The 20,043-nt window shown below is 61.4% G+C and carries 18 protein-coding genes; 9 read left to right on the top strand and 9 right to left on the bottom strand.

The features are described from left to right. Positions 1-10: 10 nt before the first annotated feature. The 3 genes from deoC to xapA form a co-directional block, all read right to left on the bottom strand. Positions 11-973 carry a deoxyribose-phosphate aldolase gene (gene deoC, locus ACN9MY_RS08215; RefSeq protein ID WP_057261860.1) on the bottom strand — a complete coding sequence of 321 codons (963 nt, stop codon included), beginning with the start codon at positions 971-973 and terminating at the stop codon, positions 11-13. Next, positions 970-2,163, bottom strand: a complete 1,194-nt coding sequence (locus ACN9MY_RS08210) for a phosphopentomutase (protein WP_426337115.1) — start codon at positions 2,161-2,163, stop codon at positions 970-972. Before ACN9MY_RS08210 ends, deoC begins: the two co-directional genes overlap by 4 nt. 120 nt (positions 2,164-2,283) lie before the next feature. Continuing rightward, on the bottom strand, positions 2,284-3,123 hold the full coding sequence (xapA, locus tag ACN9MY_RS08205) for a xanthosine phosphorylase (RefSeq protein WP_057261862.1): 840 nt from the start codon (positions 3,121-3,123) through the stop codon (positions 2,284-2,286). A 222-nt stretch (positions 3,124-3,345) separates the two neighbouring features. Between xapA and ACN9MY_RS08200 the strand changes: the two genes are divergently transcribed. From ACN9MY_RS08200 to ACN9MY_RS08190, 3 genes are read left to right on the top strand one after another with little or no spacing between them, the layout of a single operon-like run. Next, positions 3,346-4,446 (top strand): carbohydrate kinase, encoded by a 1,101-nt coding sequence (locus ACN9MY_RS08200; RefSeq protein ID WP_426169481.1) that lies wholly within the window; start codon positions 3,346-3,348, stop codon positions 4,444-4,446. Between the two features lie 3 nt (positions 4,447-4,449). Beyond that, positions 4,450-5,376, top strand: coding sequence for a pseudouridine-5'-phosphate glycosidase (locus ACN9MY_RS08195; RefSeq protein WP_426169478.1), 927 nt, complete (start codon positions 4,450-4,452; stop codon positions 5,374-5,376). Further along, positions 5,361-6,272 (top strand): LysR family transcriptional regulator, encoded by a 912-nt coding sequence (locus tag ACN9MY_RS08190; RefSeq protein ID WP_426169475.1) that lies wholly within the window; start codon positions 5,361-5,363, stop codon positions 6,270-6,272. The genes ACN9MY_RS08195 and ACN9MY_RS08190 overlap by 16 nt, the downstream gene beginning before the upstream one ends. A 73-nt stretch (positions 6,273-6,345) precedes the next feature. Here the strand turns inward: ACN9MY_RS08190 and pcp are convergent, their stop codons facing one another. Next, positions 6,346-6,990, bottom strand: a complete 645-nt coding sequence (gene pcp / locus ACN9MY_RS08185; protein ID WP_426337114.1) for a pyroglutamyl-peptidase I — start codon at positions 6,988-6,990, stop codon at positions 6,346-6,348. A 107-nt stretch (positions 6,991-7,097) separates the two neighbouring features. On the opposite strand from pcp, the gene ACN9MY_RS08180 reads away from it, so the two are divergent. Beyond that, positions 7,098-8,183: an RNA-guided endonuclease InsQ/TnpB family protein gene (locus tag ACN9MY_RS08180; RefSeq protein ID WP_426337113.1), complete on the top strand. Its 1,086-nt coding sequence runs from the start codon at positions 7,098-7,100 to the stop codon at positions 8,181-8,183. Between the two features lie 11 nt (positions 8,184-8,194). On the opposite strand, the gene ACN9MY_RS08175 is transcribed toward ACN9MY_RS08180, so the two are convergent. The 3 genes from ACN9MY_RS08175 to ACN9MY_RS08165 all read right to left on the bottom strand — a co-directional run bounded on the left by ACN9MY_RS08175 (position 8,195) and on the right by ACN9MY_RS08165 (position 12,198). Beyond that, positions 8,195-9,145 (bottom strand): DUF979 domain-containing protein, encoded by a 951-nt coding sequence (locus ACN9MY_RS08175; protein WP_426337112.1) that lies wholly within the window; start codon positions 9,143-9,145, stop codon positions 8,195-8,197. Next, on the bottom strand, positions 9,142-9,837 hold the full coding sequence (locus tag ACN9MY_RS08170) for a DUF969 domain-containing protein (protein WP_426321588.1): 696 nt from the start codon (positions 9,835-9,837) through the stop codon (positions 9,142-9,144). The genes ACN9MY_RS08175 and ACN9MY_RS08170 overlap by 4 nt, the downstream gene beginning before the upstream one ends. A gap of 81 nt (positions 9,838-9,918) precedes the next feature. Continuing rightward, on the bottom strand, positions 9,919-12,198 hold the full coding sequence (locus ACN9MY_RS08165; protein WP_426321586.1) for a TonB-dependent receptor: 2,280 nt from the start codon (positions 12,196-12,198) through the stop codon (positions 9,919-9,921). A gap of 392 nt (positions 12,199-12,590) precedes the next feature. Here ACN9MY_RS08165 and ACN9MY_RS08160 point away from each other — a divergent pair, with 392 nt between their 5' ends. From ACN9MY_RS08160 to ACN9MY_RS08145, 4 genes are all read left to right on the top strand, one after another. After that, positions 12,591-13,589, top strand: a complete 999-nt coding sequence (locus ACN9MY_RS08160; protein WP_426337111.1) for a BMP family lipoprotein — start codon at positions 12,591-12,593, stop codon at positions 13,587-13,589. 81 nt (positions 13,590-13,670) lie between these two features. Further along, on the top strand, positions 13,671-15,200 hold the full coding sequence (locus tag ACN9MY_RS08155; RefSeq protein WP_426169457.1) for an ABC transporter ATP-binding protein: 1,530 nt from the start codon (positions 13,671-13,673) through the stop codon (positions 15,198-15,200). Between the two features lie 2 nt (positions 15,201-15,202). Continuing rightward, the gene (locus ACN9MY_RS08150) at positions 15,203-16,285 is read left to right on the top strand and encodes an ABC transporter permease (protein ID WP_426169454.1); all 1,083 of its coding nucleotides are present in this window, start codon (positions 15,203-15,205) and stop codon (positions 16,283-16,285) included. Positions 16,286-16,289: 4 nt separating this feature from the next. Further along, complete coding sequence (locus tag ACN9MY_RS08145; RefSeq protein WP_426321583.1) at positions 16,290-17,261, top strand: ABC transporter permease; 972 nt, start codon at positions 16,290-16,292, stop codon at positions 17,259-17,261. On the opposite strand, the gene ACN9MY_RS08140 is transcribed toward ACN9MY_RS08145, so the two are convergent. Further along, entirely contained in the window at positions 17,248-17,808 is a 561-nt protein-coding gene (locus ACN9MY_RS08140; RefSeq protein ID WP_426321581.1) for a hypothetical protein, read from the bottom strand. The two genes, ACN9MY_RS08145 and ACN9MY_RS08140, sit on opposite strands and share 14 nt — an antisense overlap. 144 nt (positions 17,809-17,952) lie before the next feature. Here ACN9MY_RS08140 and ACN9MY_RS08135 point away from each other — a divergent pair, with 144 nt between their 5' ends. Further along, positions 17,953-18,849, top strand: a complete 897-nt coding sequence (locus tag ACN9MY_RS08135; RefSeq protein ID WP_426169446.1) for a hypothetical protein — start codon at positions 17,953-17,955, stop codon at positions 18,847-18,849. Here ACN9MY_RS08135 and ACN9MY_RS08130 read toward each other — a convergent pair. Beyond that, on the bottom strand, positions 18,839-20,035 hold the full coding sequence (locus ACN9MY_RS08130; protein WP_426169443.1) for an MFS transporter: 1,197 nt from the start codon (positions 20,033-20,035) through the stop codon (positions 18,839-18,841). The genes ACN9MY_RS08135 and ACN9MY_RS08130 overlap by 11 nt on opposite strands. Between the last annotated feature and the right edge of the window lie 8 nt (positions 20,036-20,043).

Below are 20,043 nucleotides of genomic sequence, written 5' to 3'. Positions count from 1 at the left end.
CGGTGTCTTCTTATGGTTGCGCGTGGCGATGGGCGGCGGAGTAGGCGCCGGTCACATGGTGCTCCAGCTGGCGCTCGATGTCGGTCAGCAGGGACGAAGCACCGATACGGAACAGGTGCGGCTCCAGCCATTCATTGCCCAGTTCTTCCTTCATCACGGTCATGTATTGCAACGCTGCCTTGGCGGTGCCCACGCCGCCTGCCGGCTTGTAGCCCACCTTGAAGCCAGTGCGCTCGTAGTATTCGCGGATCGCGCGCACCATCACCAGCGACACAGGGATGGTGGCGTTGACGCCTTCTTTGCCGGTCGAGGTCTTGATGAAGTCCGCGCCTGCCATCATGCAGACCCACGATGCCTTCGCCACGTTTTCCAGCGTCACCAGGTCGCCGGTAGCCAGGATGGCCTTCACGTGGGCTTCGCCGCAAGCTTTGCGGTAAGCCAGCATTTCATCGTACAGCGCTTGCCAATTGCCGGTCAGGACGTGCTGGCGGGTGATGACGATGTCGATCTCTTTGGCGCCGGCGGCGACCGACAGTTCAACTTCGCGCACCTTGGTTTCCATGCTGGTCAGGCCGGCCGGGAAGCCGGTCGATACCGCAGCGATTGGCAGGCGGCCTTTCAGCACTGCGTCGGCGTGCTGGATCATTTCGTGGTACACGCAGACGGCGCCGGTCATGATCTTGCGTTCCTGCAGGCCCAGCGCTTCCACCAGGTCCTGGCGCAGCGGGCGCATGGCTTTCATGCACAGGCGCTCAACTCGGCCCGGGGTGTCGTCGCCGGCCAGCGTGGTCAGGTCGATCAGTTCGATCGCCTTCACCAGCCAGGCGGCCTGATACTCTTTCTTCACGGTGCGGCGGTTCGCCAGCGATGCGGCGCGGCGGTCCGCGGCGGCCTTGTTCACGTGGATGTGATTCAGCCAGCCCAGGTCGAGGCCGATGGCCTCGTTGCGCTTGAAGTTTTCAATGATGGTCATAGCAGGTTGGTTCCGTTGGAAAGAGGTTTCACGCCCAGGTGATGCGCGATGGTCTGGCCGATGTCGGAGAAGGTCTCGGAAATGCCGAGCGATTGTGGCTTCACGTTCGGGCCGAAGAACAGCACAGGAATATGTTCACGGGTATGGTCGGAGCCAGGCGCGGTCGGATCGCAGCCGTGGTCGGCGGTGATCACGCACAGGTCGCCATCCTTCAAGCGGGAGATGAATTCCGGCAGGCGCGCATCCAGCTCATGCAGCGCGTTCGAATAGCCGGCAACATCGCGGCGGTGGCCGAAGTGCATGTCGAAGTCGACGAAGTTGACGAAGGTCAGCGACTTGTCGCCCGCCTCCGCCTCTGCTTCCAGCAGCTTGTCGAACAGCGCCATGTTGTCTGGGCCCTTCAACACGCGGCTCACGCCTTGCGCGGCGTAGATGTCGCTGATCTTGCCCAGTGCGATCACCTCGCCGCCTTCATTCTTCACGTGGTCCAGCAGAGTTGGCGCGCTTGGCGGCACGGCGTAATCGTGGCGGTTGGCGGTGCGCTTGTAGTCGCCGTTGGCGCCTACGAATGGACGGGCGATGATGCGGCCGATGTTGTACGGCTTGACCAGCTCATAAGCCTTCTCGCACATATCGTACAGGCGCTCCAGGCCGAAGTGCTCTTCGTGACATGCGATCTGCAGCACGGAGTCGGCCGAGGTGTACAGGATAGGCTTGCCGGTCGCCACATGTTCGTCGCCCAGCTCGTTGATGATGGTGGTGCCGGAGGCGTGGCAGTTGCCCAGGAAGCCCGGCACGCCGGTCAGTTCCTGCAGCTTGTCGGTCAGCTCTTTTGGGAAGGACGGCACTTCCTTCGGGAAGTAGCCCCAGTCGAACAGCACCGGCACGCCGGCGATTTCCCAGTGGCCGGACTGGGTGTCCTTGCCGGTGGATTGCTCGCGTGCCGCGCCGTAGGCGCCGGTGAAACCGTCGCGCTTGGTGAAACCGGCAGCCCACTCGCCCGACGCGGTATACGCGGCGGCGGCCAGGCCGAGGCCTTCCATGGTTGGCAGGGACATTGGCTTGCCTTCGTTGGCTGCCCATTTGGCGATGTGGCCGAAGGTGTTGCAGGCCTGGTCGCCGTACTTGGAAGCGTCCGGCGTTGCGCCGAGGCCGAAGGAGTCTAACAACAGGATGAAGGCGCGGGACATTTTTGCCTCTCTATTCAAAACCATCAAAGCGGTGTCTGACCCGCAGGGTCAGACACCCGATACGCGGCGGCCGCGGGCCAAGGTGTCTGACCCTGCGGGTCAGACACCGGGTTACCGGTTTCAGGCCTTTGGAGCCTTGGCCACATTCTCCAGGAACGCCAGAATCAGCTTGATCAGCGATTCCGCGCCCACAGCCGCATACTTCAGCGTCTGCTCGTGCGACAGCGGGAACGGCGACAGCCCTTCAGCCAGGTTGGTAACAACAGAAACGCCAACCACCTTCAGCCCGCAGTGACGCGCCGACACCACTTCCGGCACCACCGACATGCCGACAACATCCGCACCCAGCGTCTTGAACGCACGGATTTCCGCAGGGGTTTCAAAGTTCGGGCCAGGGTACGCGATGTACACGCCTTCATGCAGGGTGATCGACTTGTCCGCAGCGGTCGACTGCAGCAGCTTGCGCAGGTCAGCATCGTAAGCATTGGCCATCGAGAAGAAGCGTGGGCCGAAACGCTCGTCGTTCGGGCCAACCATCGGAGTCCCAGGCAGGAAGTTGATATGGTCGTTCAGCGCCACCAGCGAACCAGCGTCCACCTCGGTGCGCAGCGAGCCCGCCGCATTGGTCACAAACAGCATCTCGCAGCCCAGCAGCTTGATGGTGCGCACGGCGGAAGTCATCACCGCAGGGCCGTAGCCTTCGTAGAAGTGGCCGCGGCCCTTCAGGCAGACAACCTGCACGCCAGCCAGCGTGCCCAGTACAAGCTGGCCCGCGTGGCCATGCACGGTGGAGATCGGGAAACCTGGCAGTTCATCGAAGGAAATCGACACTGCATCGGTCATCTGTTCGGCCAGCACGCCCAGGCCGGAGCCCAGGATCATTGCAACGCGTGGCTGGAAATTGGCCGGCATGCGAGCACGGATGATGGCGGCTGCCTGGAATGGGGTATTGGAAGACATGGAGTTCCTCGTTTTTATATCTTTAGGTGAGCTGGCCAGAACAGGCCCTTTGAACGTACCACGACACTATGCATCATCGTCTATATGTATGGCAAATACCATTTTTCTTTGCCATTTATACGCAAGCGCTATAAATATGGGTTTATTATAGGAGCAGCTTCCGTTTGACATGGAACGGACAAATGTTTAGCATCGCAAACAAATGTTTATAGCGAGCTTTTCGTGACCGATCTCTCCCGCAAGGAACAGCTTTACGAGCTGATTCGTGCCAACCCCTTTATTTCCCAGCAAGAGCTGGCGGAGCAGCTCGCCCTGTCGCGCTCCGCCGTAGCCGGCCATATCGCCAGCCTGATCCGCGAGCGCAAGCTGCTGGGCCGGGCCTATGTGTTGCGCAACGAGCGCACTGTGCTGTGTATCGGGGCCGCCTGCCTCGACCGCAAGCTGCGACCGCACGCCCCATTGCAAATGGCCACCTCCAACCCAGCTTGCGCCGAGGAAAGTTTTGGCGGTGTGGCACGAAATATCGCCGCCAACCTGGCCCAGCTCGGCCTGCCCTGCTCCCTGCTGACCGCCCTCGGCGACGATTCCTCCGGCCGCGCCCTGCGCGCCCAGGCGGAAGCCTTCGGCATCGGCATGGAAGGCAGCCTGCAGGTCAACGGCATTGGCAGCGGCACCTACACCGCCGTGCTGGATGCTTCCGGCGAGATGGTGGTCGCGCTGGCCGACATGGCCATCTTCGACCAGCTCACCCCAGGCTGGGTGGCCAGCCGCCAGCCGCAGCGCAATGCCGCCGGCATGGTGGTGGCGGACCTGAACCTGCCGGTCGAATCGGTCGCCATGCTGATGGCGGATGCCCGCGTATCCGGCGTGCCGCTGGTAGTAGTCGCCGTATCGCAGCCGAAAATGGCGCGCCTGCCGAAAAACCTTCATGGCCTGTCGCTGCTGATCCTGAATCGCGGTGAACTGGAAACCCGCTCCGGCCGCGCCCTGCCGACCGAAGCCGACGTGCAGGCAGCCTGCCACGAGCTGCAAGCTGACGGCGTACGCGACATCATCGTCACCTGCGGCGCCAGCGGCGTCTATCACACGCTGGGCAATGCGCTGCACTGGCTGCCGGCGCACGACGCCAAGGTGATCGACGTCACCGGCGCCGGCGATGCCTTCTCGGCCGCCGTCTGCTGGTCGCTGCTGCAAGACCCCGAAAACCTGACCCTGGCTTGCGAACGCGGACTGAAAGCCGCCTCCATCACGCTCGCCAGCCCGCACACCGTGTCGCCCGAGCTGAGCGCCGACCTGCTCGCCACCGCGCATATCGAGGAGTAAATCATGCACCAATTCCTGTCCTTTTCCCCTGAAGTTGCCAACGCCCGCGCCACCGGCAAGCCGATCGTCGCACTGGAATCGACCATCATTTCGCATGGCATGCCTTACCCGCAGAACGTGCAGACCGCGCGTGAAGTTGAGCAGATCATCCGGGATGCGGGCGCCGTGCCGGCCACCATCGCCATCATTGGCGGCAAAATCTGCGTCGGCCTGACCGAAGAACAACTGGAAGGACTGGGCAACTCGCCGGACGCGATCAAGGTCTCGCGCCGCGACCTGGCCTATGTGCTCTCGCAAGGCAAGCTGGGCGCCACCACCGTGGCGGCAACCATGATCTGCGCGCAACTGGCAGGCATCAAGGTCTTTGTCACTGGCGGCATCGGCGGCGTACACCGCGGCGCCGAAACCAGCATGGACATTTCGGCCGACCTGCAGGAACTGGCGCAGACAAATGTCGCCGTGGTGTGCGCGGGCGTGAAGTCCATCCTTGACATCGGCCTGACGCTGGAATACCTGGAAACGCACGGCGTGCCGGTAGTATCCGTCGGCCAGCCAGGCTTCCCGGCCTTCTTCACGCGCGAAAGCGGCTTCAATGCCGACTTCCAGCTCGACACCGCCGCCGAACAGGCTTCCTTCATCACGACCAAGTGGGCCTTGGGCCTGAACGGCGGCGTGGTGGTCTCGGCACCGGTGCCGGTGGCAGAAGCCATGCCGAAAGACGAAATCGACGCCATCACCCTGCGCGCCCTGCAGGAAGCTGAAGAGAATGGCGTCACCGGCAAGAAGGTTACCCCCTTCCTGCTGGCCCGCATCAAGACCCTGACCGAGGGTCGCAGCTTGAAGACAAATATCGCACTTGTGAAAAACAACGCGCGTGTCGGCGCTGCCCTGGCACGCGCGCTGCAGGAGCATCCATGTCCATCGACCTGAAACAGTTAAAGTACTTCCTCGCAGTCGCCGAAGAGAAAAGCTTCAGCCGCGCGGCCGAACGCCTGCATATCTCCCAGCCGCCGCTTTCCCAGCAGATCATGAAGCTGGAAGCGGAGCTTGGCGTGAAGCTGTTCGCCCGCACCACGCGTACCTTCGAGCTGACAGTGGCCGGCAAGGCGCTGATGCAAGAGGCCTCCGACCTGCTGGCGAAGATGCGCATGACCATCGACACCGTGCGCCAGATCGACCGCGGCGAAGTGGGCCGGCTGCGCGTGGGCATCGTGGGTTCGGCGATGTGGGGACCGATTCCATCCATGCTGGAAGAATTCCAGAGCAAGTACCCGCGCGTGACCTGGACCATCCACGAGTCCGGCCCTACCGTGCAGTACGACGCCTTGCGCGCCAAGCAGATCGACGTCGGCTTCTGGCGCGAGCCGAAGCTGGACGACGACGAACTGCGGCGCGACAACTTGAAGCAGGAACTATGCTTCCGCGAGAACGTTTGCGTGGCAGTCAACGAGCACCATCCCTTGGCGAAGATGGACGCCATCGAATTGTCCGATATCGCGGACGATCCGATGCTGACGCTGGCTCTGGACAAGTCGGCATTCCCGCGCTACCTGATCCAGTGCTGTGTGAACGCGGGCTTCCAGCCGGAGATTTTCCAGGAAGCGCACGAGCCGCAAACCTTGCTGGCCATGGTGGGCGCGGGCCTGGGCGTGACGCTGATGCCGGAGACCACGGCACGTATCGGCTGGCCGGGCGTGGTGTTCCTGCCGATCCGCACCAACCCGCCATCGGCGAACCTGTACATCACCTACACGACGCTGGATGACGCACCGGTCGTGCGCGCCTTCCTCAACATCCTGCGCCCCCCTCCCGCTGAAAACCGGTAAGCCAGGGTCTTAGGGCCGCCAGCCGCCGCACAGACAGTGTCAGACCCTTGGGTCTGACACTGGTTTACCGGTTTTAGTGCGTAGCTCCACCAGCCGCAACAGCATCGCCATCCGTAGCAAGCGCGGTACGGATAGCAACACGCATTCCTTCAATCATCTGCTCCAGCGACATGCTTGCCGCGCCAGGATGGCGCGCCGCCTGCTCCGGCAAATACGGAATATGAATGAAGCCAGCTTTCACATCGCCGCGGCCCGCAACCGCGTGCATCAAACCATAGAACACATGATTGCACACGAAAGTTCCGGCAGTCTGCGACACCGACGCCGGCAAGCCAGCCGCCCGCAAAGCCGCCACAATCGCCTTGATCGGCAACGTGGAAAAATACGCCGCCGGCCCTCCCCGCACAATCGCCTCGTCCACCAGCTGCCGCTCCGCGTTGTCCTTGATCGGCGCATCGTCGACGTTGATCGCCACCCGCTCCACCGAAAGATCGACGCGCCCGCCAGCCTGGCCGACGGCAATCACCAACGCCGGCTGCAACTCAACGATCAGCGCCGCCATGGCCGTATTCGCGTCGCCAAACACGCAAGGCAGCTGGCGCGCCACGACACGGAAATCGCCCTCACCCCAGCCATCCAGAGCCCGCACGGTTTCCCATGCCGGATTGATCGGCTCCTTATTAAAAGGCTCGAAGCCCGTCAGCAGAACAGTTTTCATCAGGTTTGTTCCGAGAAACCCCGTCCTTCAGGGCGGGGAGTGAAAGGAGCCGACCGCAACGCGGCTGTTCTCCTTGAGATTAGTGAAATACTGTATAAAATTACAGTATGATTCTCGTCTACCGTTTCCGTGTGAAATCGAAAAACGGGCTGCTTGATCTGCAAGCCCCTAAGGTGAATTTCGTCTGGAACTACTGCAATGACCGGCAGAAGGATGCGTTGCGTTTTGACCGTCCCTGGCTGACCGGCTTCGACTTGAACAAGCTGACTACCGGCAGCAGCAAAGAATTGGAGCTGCACTCTGGTGTGATCAATGCCGTATGCGAACAGTTCGCCAAATCCCGTGCCCAACACCGTCGTCCTTATCTGCGTTACCGCGGTCGGAAGTCTTTGGGATGGATTCCTTTCAAAGGACGCGACCTGCATCGGGAAGGCAACGCCTTTCGCTTTGCAGGCAATACGTTCCGCGTGTTTTACTCTCGCCCCCTTCCTGAAGGGAAGATCAAAGACGGCAGTTGCTTTGCGCAAGACGAATTGCGCAGCAATTCGGGCCCCGTGAAAAGCTTTGCCAGTCGTGGTAACTGGTTCCTCAACATTGTGATCGAGGTTGCCGAGCCGCCGGTCCGGCCACTCGACCACGGTGTCGGTATTGATCTTGGCTTGAAGGATCTCGCTACACCGTCCGAGGGAGAAAAGATTCCGGCGCCGGGCTTTTATCGTGAGGCTGAAGCGGCGCTGGCAGTAGCGCAGCGAGCCCACAAGCGGCGCCGCATCAGAGCCATCCAGGCGCGCACGGCGCGGCGCCGGCTGGACTTCTTGCATAACAGGTCGGTGGAGCTTGCCCGCGCCTTCGACCATATTGCTGTTGGCAATGTCAATGCCAGTGGACTCGCCAAAACCAGCCTGGCGAAGTCCGTGCTTGATGCAGGCTGGTCGTCCTTCCGCAAGATGCTGGCGTACAAGGCCATGAGGCATGGCGCACGGTACGTGGAAGTGGACGAACGCTTCACCACCCAGACCTGCTCGAATTGCGGCGCACTGCCCGATTCGAGGCCGAAAGGTATCGCAGGCCTTGGAATAAGAGAGTGGGAATGCAGCGAATGCGGTGTGGTACATGATCGTGATCGTAATGCTGCGTTAAACATTCTCCGTCGCGGACGTGCGACGCTGGAAGCAGGAATCCGCGTTCTTTAGGGCGGGGGACGTCAAAACAGGAAGTAAAGCAGAATGATATTAGCGCCCAGCAGCGGCAAGGCCGTCGGCACCTGCGCCTTGATCACGGCATTGCGGTCGGCCAGGTCCAGCAGCGCTGTCGGGATGATATTGAAGTTGGCCGCCATTGGCGTCATCAGCGTACCGCAATAGGCGCTGAACATGCCGATCGCCGCCATCACCGCTGGATTGCCGCCAAACTTCGCCACCAATACCGGCACGCCGACACCGCCCGCCATGACCGGGAAAGCGGCAAAACCATTGCCCATCACGATAGTGAACAACGCCATGCCGACACAGTACACCGCCACGGCCACCAGTTTCGAATCGAGGCCAATATAAGTCGTCGTCACCTGTGCCACTGCCTTGCCAACACCTGCCTCGCTGAACAACAGGCCAAGCACTGCCAACATGTGCGGCAGCACGATCATCCAGCTCATGGCATCGATCAGGCGGCGAGATTCGCGGCCGGCCTGTAGCGGCGTGGAGCGCGTCAGCCAGCAGGCCACGCCGACCGCGATCACGGCCGCGCAGCCAAGGCTGACCAGCGTGAGGTGTTTCGGATCCAGTACAAACAACTCACCAATGTGCACGTCCTTGAGCAGGGTGGAACCGGCCATCGTCACGGCCGGTATCACCAGCGCAGGCACGAACAGCCTGTGCCCGAGCCGCGCGGCGCTAGCCTGGCGCGCGCCGTCCGGCAACACGTCCGGCTTCCCGCTCCTGACGCCGCCGAAGCCAGCCAGCAACGCCATCACGATCATCGCCAGGCCCACCATGGCCGGCGGCAAGCGCTCGCCAACCAGGTAGACCGTCGCATAAAAGGTCCAGAACAGGCCCGTGGTCCAGCGGCGCGGGTTCGTGCGGTCGCGGAAGGACATCAGGGCAACCAGCGCCAGCATGAGGCCCAGCAGGAAATAGAAGTATTCGACGCGGATGATCATGCAGCGCCCCCGCCTGTTGGCGCCAGGTAGCGGTCCAGCCGGCGCAGCCGCCAGGCGTGGATGATGAAGGCGCTGATGGCAGTCGGGATGCCCCACAGTGCCATATGCAAAGGATCGACCTCGATACCTTCAGCGCGCAGCACGGTCTGCATCAGAACGATGGCGCCGAAAGCGACAAATATATCTTCGCCGAAGAACAGCCCTACGTTGTCGGTGGCAGCAGCCATGGCGCGAACCCGCTGGCGTTGATCGTCGCTGAGTTCGGGGTTGCGAAGCTGCGCTGCTCCTTCCGCCATCGGCGCAACGACCGGCCGCACCATGTTTGGATGGCCGCCCAGCGAGGTCAGACCCATCGCGGCGGAAAGCTCGCGAACCCCGAGATAAACAATCAGCAGCCGCCCAGCCGTCGCCGAGCGCATGCGCGCTACGGCCGACTGCGCATGCTCGCGCAAACCAAAACGCTCCAGCAAGCCGATTGCCGCCAATGGCAGCAGGTAGATCATCGGCAGGTTGCGCGTCCTGACGAAGGCCGTGCCAAGCGAGGCAAGCAGCGCTTCGACCGGCATGAACGCAGCAAAACCGGTAGTGAAACACGCCGCGACAACCACCAGAACCGGGTGCAGCCGCAACAGGAATCCAAGTACGATCACGGCCACGCCAAGCAGCGGCCACATATTGACAGCAGTTTGCATCAATCCTCCCCCCGAGGCAGGCCACATGATACAAAAAAAAACGCGCACCGAAGTGCGCGTCTTGCGAGGGCGATCTTCCGATCAGAAGTTCGCCTTGAACTGCACGCCGTAGGTGCGCGGTTCGTTGACGATGCCGGTCAGGTTGTTGAAGTCGATCGCGCCCAGGGACTGGATGCGGTTGGTGATGTTGCGGCCGTAGGCGGCCAGCTCATACTTGCCGTCGTTCCAGCGATAACCCACGCGCAGGCCGCCTTCCAGCAGTTCCTTGGCCTTGTACTCGGTCGCTTCGTACAGGAAGAAGTTGTACGAGGTACGGTATGCCCAGTCGGTATAAGCGTAGATCTCGCCATCGCCCAGCGGCTGGCTGTAGCGCAGGGTGAAGTTGTGCTGCCACTTCGGTGCACGCGGCAGCGGATTGCCGTTGATGAGGGCTGCGCTGCCGATCACGTTGCCGTTGGCATCCTTGAACTCGATACGTGGATCCAGCGGGGTGCAACCGCCGCCGCAGGACTGGACGAACAGGTCTGCGTCCTTGATCTTGGTGTCGTTGTAGCTGGTGCCGAAGGTCACGGCCCATGCATCGCTCAGGTTGGCTTGCAGGTCCAGTTCCACGCCGCGGCCAGTGACTTTGTCAGCGTTGATCAACTGGTTCATGTTCACGGTGCCGGAGCCTGCGGTGAGCTGCTTGTCCTTCACGCGATAGTTGAAGACGGTGGCCGACATGCGCGCGCGGCGGTCGAACAGGTCCTGCTTGACACCGAATTCCACGGACAGCGCTTTTTCAGCGTCAGCTTGCGATGGCTTGGACGTCAGGTCGAACAGGCGGCCCTGCATGGAAGGCGCGCGGTAGCCAGTGGCGACGCGGCCGAACAGGTTGGTGTCCTTGTTCAAGGTGTAGGTACCGCTCAGGTCCCAGCTCACATTGTTCGAGGTGTCGTTCAGGTAATTGGTCGCTACATTAGGAGGTGGCAGCAGCGGCTCGACGCGAGTGGCCACAAAATCCTTCTTGTCCTTGGTGTAGCGCACGCCAGCGCGCAGCTTGAACGCATCCGACACGGTGTAGTTAATGGTACCGAAGGCGGCGTACGACTTGGCATCCTGCTGCTGGGTCGCGTACGCGGCGTTTTGCGGGTTACCTGCGGTGAAGGAATCGAAGGAGATCGAATCGATCTGGATATGCTCGTCGAAGTAGAATACGCCGGCGATCCACTGCAGTGGACCTTTGTAATTGGACTCGACGCGGAATTCCTGCGACAACTGCTTATGGTCAGGAATCAGGTCGGCGGTTTCGACCGGGAATGGAATGAAGCCTGGACCCATCGGAGGGTGGAAGGAAGCGCCGTAGCCGCCGTCCACGTCGCCGCGGCTGAAGAATTCCAGCTTTTCGTAGCCGGTGATCGAGTGGAAGGTCAGCCCCGGGGTATCCCAGCGCAGGCGCAGGTTGGCGCCTTTGTTCTTCAGGTGCTGCTCGTTGCCGCCATCAGTCGGGTAGGACTTGTAGTCGAAGTTGTCGACCAGCTCATTGGTGCCCTTCTTCAGGATATTGGCGCGGAACAGGGTGGCATTGCCGTCCATGTCGCGGCCGTGCACGTTCAACAGCGCGCTGAAGTCTTTATTAGGCTTCAGCAGGAACTGGATACGACCGGCATTGTCCTTGTAGCCTTCAAAATCGGTGGTCGGCGCGCCCGGACGGTCGTTATGAACGCGGTTGCCGCGGTGCTGCGATTGCAGCGAGATGCGGGTGGCCAGCACGTCGTTGATCGGGAAGTTGTATGCGCCTTCATAGTTGCGCACGCGATCCTTGCCGATGCCGACATTGACATAGCCTTCCTGGCGGAACACCGGCTTGGCGGAATCGAACTTGATCACGCCGGCCGGGGAGTTACGGCCGAACAGGGTGCCTTGCGGGCCGCGCAGCACTTCCACCTGGTCCACGTCGAACACGGGGAAGCCCTTCAGCATCGGGTTTTCCTGCACGATGTCGTCCATCACCAGGCCAACCGGCTGGGAGGCGTTCAGGTCGAAGTCGGTATTGCCCAGGCCGCGGATATAGAAGCGCGGGAAAGTACGGCCATAGTCGGACTCCACGGAAACGGATGGCGAACGGCCGTTCAGGAAACGGATGTCCTGGCCGCCGGAAGTCAGCACGTCCAGCTTCTCGCCCTTCAGGGTGGCGATCGCCATCGGCACATCCTTGATGTTTTCAGCGCGGCGCTGTGCCGTAACAATCACTGTCTCCAGCTGGCCCGGCTTCTTCACTTCTTCGGTGGTGGTCGTAGCTTCTTGCGCAATCGCGCCATGAAGGGGAAACGCGCTGGCCACGGCCAGGGCGATCAGGGAGTGCTTGAGGCGTTTATCCATACCCGTTGTTCCAATCTTTAAAAGAAAAGTAACGTAATGTTGCAATGGCGCGAATGCTAACACGAAAGCAATTGCCTTCTCTTACTTACGAGAAACCCTACATTTAGTTGACTTGCATATAAATAAGTAAGCAAAAACGTATTTGCCATACATATAGCGCCTGCTGCATAGTAGTGACGCACGAATCCATGCCGTGAGAAGCGGATTCGACTGCAGGAAGATGTGTTTGCAGTTTGATTACGTGCCCAAGAATTAATCAAGGGTACATGTACAAAATTTGCATTTGTGCGTTGTTGGCAAGCTACAAGGTGCCGTGGCGTGGATTGGCGCGAAAAAGCGGAACTAGGCACTCCATAAAAATATACAATAACGATCTTCGACGGAGCCCTTACATGAAAATCAAACAACTTAGCATGATGATCGCCGCAGTTGCGGTAGCAGCCAGCGCAAACGCGGCTGATCCGAAGCTGGGCATCGTGTACGACGCTGGCGGCAAGTTCGACAAGTCGTTCAACCAGTCCGCTTTTGAAGGCGCTTCGCGCTTCCAGAAAGAAACCGGCATCAAATTCATTGAAGTTCAAGCCAGCAGCGATACCCAGGCTGAGCAGGTGCTGCGCGGCCTGGCCCGCAAGAACCTGGACCTGATCGCTTCGATCGGCTTCGCCCAGACCCAGGCGGTGCAAAAAGTCGCCAAGGAATTCCCGAAAGTCCGCTTCGTCCTGATCGACGGCGTTGCACAGGGCAATAACGTCAATTCTGTGACGTTCAAGGAAGAAGAAGGTTCTTACCTGGTCGGCGTGGCCGCTGCCATGGCCTCCAAGACCAAAAAGCTGGGCTTCATTGGCGGCATCGACATTCCGCTGATCCGCACCTTCGCCTGCGGTTATGCCCAGGGCGCCAAGGCTACGGACAAGAAAACCGAAGTGATCTCGAACATGGTCGGCACCACCTCCGCCGCCTGGAACGACCCTGCCAAGGGCGGCGAGCTGGCGCGTGCCCAGTTTGACCGCGGCGTGGACGTAGTGTTCGCCGTGGCCGGCGGTTCCGGCATGGGCACCCTGCAGACTGCCAAGGAAAAAGGCAAGCTGTCGATCGGTGTGGATTCCAACCAGAACCACCTGTACCCAGGCTCCGTGCTGACCTCCATGGTCAAGCGCGTGGACAATGCCGTGTACGATTCCTTCATGCAAATGAAGAACGGCACCTGGAAGGCCGGCGTGACCGCCAAAGGCCTGAAGGAAGGCGGTGTGGACTGGGCGCTGGACGAGAACAACCGCAAGGTGATCACGCCTGAGATCGAGAAAAAGGTCATGGGCGCGCGCAAGGACATCATCGATGGCAAGATCAAGGTCATCGACATCCGCACCACCAACGCCGCCTGCCCGGCCTAACCAGCAGTTCCAATAAAAAGAACGCGCCGACGGGGAATCCCGTCCGGCGCGTTTTTCAGTAAATAAGACCCGAAAATCCTTATGACGCCAGCAGTTGAATTCCGCAATATATCCAAGCACTTTGGGGCGGTGAAGGCGAATACGGACGTCAGTTTCTCCATCGCCAAAGGGGCCATCCATGGCCTGGTGGGTGAGAACGGCGCCGGCAAGTCGACCTTGATGAGCATCCTTTACGGCTATTACCGCGCAGATGGCGGTGAGATCCTGCTGGACGGTAAGGTGCAGCACATCCACAATTCCCACGAAGCGATCCGCCTTGGCATCGGCATGGTGCACCAGCACTTCATGCTGGTCGAGAACATGACCGTGCTCGATAACGTGATGCTGGGCAGCGAAGGCGGCTTCCGCCTGCGCGAGCACCGCGCCGCCGTCGAGAAAAAGCTGCGCGAAATCTGCGACCGCTATCGCCTGGACGTCGACCCGCTGGCCACCATCCACGACCTGTCGGTGGGCGCCCAGCAGCGCGTCGAGATCCTGAAGCAGATCTACCGTTCGGCCAACATCCTGATCCTGGACGAGCCGACCGCCGTGCTGACCGCCCAGGAGACCGAATCGCTGTTCGAGATCTTGAAGCTGTTCAAGGAACAGGGCAAGACCATCATCCTGATCACCCACAAACTGCAGGAGATCAAGGACATCACCGACACGGTTACCGTGATGCGCGGCGGCCGTGTAGTGGGTGCGGTGCAGACTGCCGATACCACCAAGGAAGAACTGGCCCAGATGATGGTGGGCCGTCCGATCGAGAACAACCTGCCGCGCGGTGAATACAATCCAGGCAAGGCCGTGCTGGAAGTGAAGAACCTGCAGCTGTCCGACGACAACGGCGTCAAGCTGCTGCAGGATATCAACTTCACCCTGCGCGCCGGCGAGATCGTGGCGATTGCTGGCGTGTCCGGCAACGGCCAGTCCGAGCTGATGGAAATCCTCTCCGGCATGAAGCTGCCGACCTCCGGGGAAGTGGACTTCGAAGGCAAGGCCCTGCCCTTCCCGAAACGCGGGGATGCCGACGGCCTGCCGACCAAATTCCGTGAACTGGGCATCGGCCATGTGCCGGAAGACCGCCTGCGCGACGGCGTGATCAAGGCTTTCTCGGTCATGCAGAACACCTTCTTCGGCTACCAGGACAAGGTCAAGAACAAATGGGGCCTGATCGACTTCAAAGGCATCGCACAACGCTGCGCCGGCCTGATGAAAGAGTTCGACGTGCGCCCGGCCAATCCGGACCTGCGCATTGGCTTGCTCTCCGGCGGTAACCAGCAGAAGGTGGTGATCGCGCGCGAAGTGCTGGCCAAGCCGAAGCTGATGCTGGTCGGCCAGCCGACCCGCGGCGTGGACATCGGCACCATCGAATCCATCCACACCCAGCTGCTGGCCCTGCGCGACCAGGGCGTGGCGATCCTGCTGGTATCGGTGGAACTGGAAGAAGTACGCGCCCTGGCCGACCGCATCCTCGTGATGTGCGGCGGCAAAATTACCGGCGAACTGAAAATCGACGAATTCGACACCACCCGCATCGGCTTGCTGATGGGTGGCATGCATAAGCACTGATCATGACCACGAACGATATGCCACGCTGGGCAACCGGCCTTGTCCTGCCCATCCTGAACCTGCTGTCCGCCTTGCTGGTGGCCGCCCTGGCGATCCACCTGATGGGCGAAGATCCGCTGGAGTCGATGCAGATCCTGATCAACAGCGCCATCATTAACCCGGAAGGCCTGAGCTACACGCTGTTCTACGCCTCCACCCTGGTGTTCACCGGCCTGGCCGTGTCGATCGCCATGCAGGCCGGCCTGTTCAACATCGGCGCCGAAGGCCAGATGTATTTCGGCGGCCTTGGCGTGACGCTGGCCATGCTGGCCTTTGACGCATCCCTGCCATGGTACCTGCTGATCCCGGCAGGCATCATCGGCGCCGCCCTGTTCGGCGCCCTGTGGGCCTTCATTCCCGGCTACCTGCAAGCCAAGCGCGGCTCGCACATCGTCGTGACCACGATCATGTTCAACTTCATCTGCGCCTCGCTGATGAACTTCATCATCGTCAAGTACCTGATCCCGGCCGGCGAGCAGAATACCGCCTCGCGCGTGTTCTCTGCCGCTGCCGAAATGCCGCGCCTGAACGCCTGGTTCCCGATCCTGGGCGAGACCCCGCTCAACATCGGCTTCTTCTTCGCCATTATCGCGCTGGTCATCTACGGCGTTGTCATGTGGCGCTCGGCCTGGGGCTACAAGATCCGCGCGCTGGGCCTGAACCAGCATGCGGCCCACTACGCCGGCGTCAAAATCAGCGCCATGATCATCCTCGTCATGCTGATCTCGGGCGCGCTGGCCGGACTGGGCGCAGTCAACTCCATCATGGGTTCGACCCACTACCTGTCGCTTAACTTTGTTGGCGGCGCGGGCTTCGTCGGCATCGCTATTGCCCTGATGGGCCGCCAGCACCCGGTAGGCATCCTCCTGTCGTCCATCCTGTTTGGCGCCTTGACCCAGGGTGGTTTCGACCTGTCGCTGGAAAAACCGAACATTCCGACCGAAACCTTCATTTTCATCCAGGGCCTGATCATCCTGTTCTGCGGTGCGATGGAATACCTGTACGCCCCGGCCATCATCAAGCTGCTCAAAGCACGCAAAGGTTAAGACCATGACTTTCGAAGATCTCCACCTGGGCTCCATTCTCGTCTCCACCGTGCGCAATGCGCCGGTGCTGATTTTCGCCGCCATGGCCGGCCTGTTTGCGGAACGCTCCGGCGTGATCGACATCGGCCTGGAAGGCAAAATCCTGGCCTCAGCCTTCGTATCGGCTGCCGTCGCTTTCACGACACGCAGCCCATGGCTTGGCATCCTCGCCGGCATGGGCGTCTCCGTCATCCTGGCCATGCTGCAAGGCTTTGTCGCCGTCACCCAGAAGGGCAACCAGCTCGTGGGCGGCATCGCGATCAATATCGCCATGAGCGGCCTGACCTTCGTGGTCGCGCAATATTTCTTCCAGCAAGGCGGCCGCACCCCTGACCTGGGCGACGCGCGCCTGTTCGACGTGGTGCTGCCTGGCAGCGCCGCCGTGGCTGACGTGCCTTTCCTCGGCTGGTTCTACACCAAGCTGATTGGCGGCCATTCCGTGCTGGTCTACCTGGCCTTCATCCTGGTGCCGCTGGTGCACTGGTTCCTGTATCACTCGCGCTTCGGCCTGCGCCTGCGCGCCTGCGGCGAGAACCCGCACGCAGCCGACGCAGCCGGCGTGTCCGTTGAACGCACCCGCTACGCCGCCATGCTGATCGCCGGCATCCTGTGCTCCTTCTCGGGCGCCTACCTGGCCATCGTGCAATCGGGCTTCTTCCTGCGCGATATGTCGGCCGGTGCCGGATACCTGGCGCTGACCGCCATGGTGTTCGGCAACTGGCGTCCGGTGTACACCTTCCTCGGCTGCCTGATGTTCGGCTTCTTCGGCGCCGTGCAGATCCAGCTTGAAGGCGTAGACCTGCCGGTGATCGGCCGCATTCCGGGCGCACTGATCCAGATGGTGCCTTACGTTGTCACCGTGATTGTGCTGGCCGGCCTGATGGCCAAGTCGGTGGCGCCGAAAGCCATCGGCGTACCGTTCGTCAAGTCGCGCTAAGCGCACCCTCCTCCACCCTGCGCCGGCCCAGGCCGGCCAGGGTCGCCAACCCCGCCAGCAGCATCAGTCCCGCCGCAGGTTCCGGAATCGGGGCTGGCGTGATGCCGAAAACAGTCTGGCTGCTCCAGTACCAGGTGCGGCTCCATTCTTCCCATCCGTAGCTCCATTGCGAGTATTGGTCGCCCGTGCGAAAGCCCGCGCCCCAGCCGGAGAACGCTTCGTCATTGCCCCACCAATTGGCATCGATCGTCAATTGCCCCGTCAACTTATAACTGAATGCGCCAATCTCGCAGCGGAAATACGGGTCGCTCAGGCTCAGGCATCCATCCAGGTAATCGCGCCCCGCGATAGACAACGAGGTCAGCTCCGCCAGGGAAATGACGCCATCGAGATCCATGTCCGTGCCGCGAAAGCCTCCGTCGACGCGCGCGTCTTGCTGGAACACGCCATTCTCGTTAAAACCCGTGTAACTGAATCGCCATTCGTCAGCCCAAGCGCTGCCAGCGGCGCAAGCAAGAGCCAGCGCCAAACCAAGTTTGCGTGCCATGGTGCCCTCCCTCGTGAAAACCGAGCTTTGATGCTAACAGCAGGCTGGCATGGAGCGAGCCCAGCCGGTATGCCGTGCGCAACACGGATCACTGTTGTGCCGGGCGTGCCGGAGGTCTATATTGCATAGACCAAGGAGTCTCTGATGAACCGGCGCAACTGGCTCTTGCTCAAATTATTGCCTGCGGCAATTTGCTCACTGGGATTGCCGGCACGGGCGCACGACAGCCCGCCTATGCAGGTGGTATATCCCCGCTATTTCTCCATACTCGACACCAGCAAGGGTTTCGACTGGGTCGTCTTGCGCGCAGCCCTGGAAAAGACGTCCGGAAAATACGGTCCCTTTACCCTGGCGCCATCGAATGAGCCGGTATCCGTGCCGCGCATGCTCCAGGAGCTGGGCCGCAGCAATGGTTCCATCAACATCATTGCCCGCGCCACCCAGCGCGACCTGGAAACGCAGTTCCAGCCGGTGCGCATCCCGATCGACCGGGGCCTGATGGGCATGCGCTTGCTGTTGGTGCGCAAAGCCGACTTGCCGCGCTTCGCGACAATTCGCACGCTGGAAGACTTGCGGCACCTGAGCGCCGGCCAAGGCCAGGGCTGGATCGATTCTGCCGTGCTGTCGGCGGCCGGCATCGTCGTGGTGGAATCCCCCCGCCCCGGCAGCCTGTTTGGCATGCTGGAGGCAGGACGTTTCGATTTTTTCCCTCGCGCACTGGACGAGGCGCCGAACGAATATGACGCGATCCGCAAGCAGCACACGGACATCGTGATCGAACCCACCCTGATGCTGCGTTACCCCCTGCCCCGCTACTTCTTCGTCCGGCGCGATGCGGCCGGCGACAGGCTCGCCGAGCGGATCAGGACCGGCATGGAGATGATGGTTAAAGACGGCTCGCTCATAGCGCTGTTCAACAAACACAAAGGCCCGCTGGTCGAGCGGGCCCGGATCGCATCGCGGCGCATCATTGAGCTGCCAAACCCGGCACTGCCGCCGGACACTCCGCTCCAGCGCAGCGAATTGTGGTTCAAGCCCTAGACTGGGGGCGGCGCGGCAGGAAGGGCAGCACCGCAAGCGCCAGCAAGGCAAACACCGCGCCTGCGCCGAAAGTGACGGCAGGGCCAAAGCAATCCCACAGCCAGCCTGCGAACGCACTCGACGCCAGCAATGCCGCACCGCTGGCCAGGTTGAACAGGCCGAAAGCCGTACCGCGCAAATGCGCCGGCGCAGCATTGGCCACCATCGCCGACAGCAATCCTTGCGTCATGCCCATGTGCAGCCCCCACAGCAATACGCCTGCGATCACACCCTGCCAGCCTTTGGCCGACGCCAGCACGGCATCGGCGGCAACCAATACCAGCAGCCCGATCGCAAGCAGGCGCGAGCCGCTCAGTCGATCCGCCAATTGACCGAACGGATAGGCGCTCAGCGCGTAGACGAAACTCATCGCCCCCATCACCAGCGGGACCTGTTGCAGGGCCATGCCGCGCTCCTGTGCGCGCAAGACCAGGAACGCTTCGCTGAAGCGGGCCAGCATGAACAATACGCCCAGGGCTGCCAGCCACCAGAATTGCCGGTCCAACTGGCGCAACTGGTCGCGGCGCAGAGGATTGACGCGCTCCCGGCCATGCTTTGCACCCGGTTCACGTACCCCCACGAACAGCAGCAACACGGAAAGCGAAGCTGGAATCGCCGCGATCCAGAACACTTTTCTGAAGTCATTCGCCCACAACAGCATCAAGCCCGATGCCAGCAAGGGGCCGGCACAGGCGCCCACGGTGTCCAGGGCTTGGCGCAAACCAAATGCCGCTCCGCGCATGGACTGAGGCGCCAGGTCGGCAAGCATGGCGTCGCGCGGCGCGCCGCGAATGCCCTTTCCCATCCGGTCCAGCAGGCGGGCCGTGGCAACCACCGGCATCGAACCTGCGATGGCAAACAAGGGCTTCGACAGGGCGGCCAGGCCGTAGCCGCAAGCGACCAGCAGTTTGCGCTTGCCAAGGTAGTCGCTCAATGCGCCAGAAAATACTTTCACGCACAGCGCTGTGGCTTCCGCCAGGCCTTCCAGGATGCCCACTGCCAGGCCGCTAGCGCCGAGCGTTCCGACCATGAACAGGGGAAGCAGGCTGTGGATCATTTCCGATGAAATGTCCATCAGCATGCTTACCAGCCCCAGCACCCAGATACTGGCAGGAAGCCGGGTATTCGGTGGGAGCTGGGAGGCCATCGTCTACG

It is taken from the genome of Pseudoduganella sp. R-31, assembly GCF_049913235.1.
In the GTDB taxonomy this organism is placed as follows: domain Bacteria; phylum Pseudomonadota; class Gammaproteobacteria; order Burkholderiales; family Burkholderiaceae_D; genus Rugamonas.
Note: the sequence above shows the minus strand (reverse complement) of the source record. Positions and strands in the feature narration are given on the sequence as shown.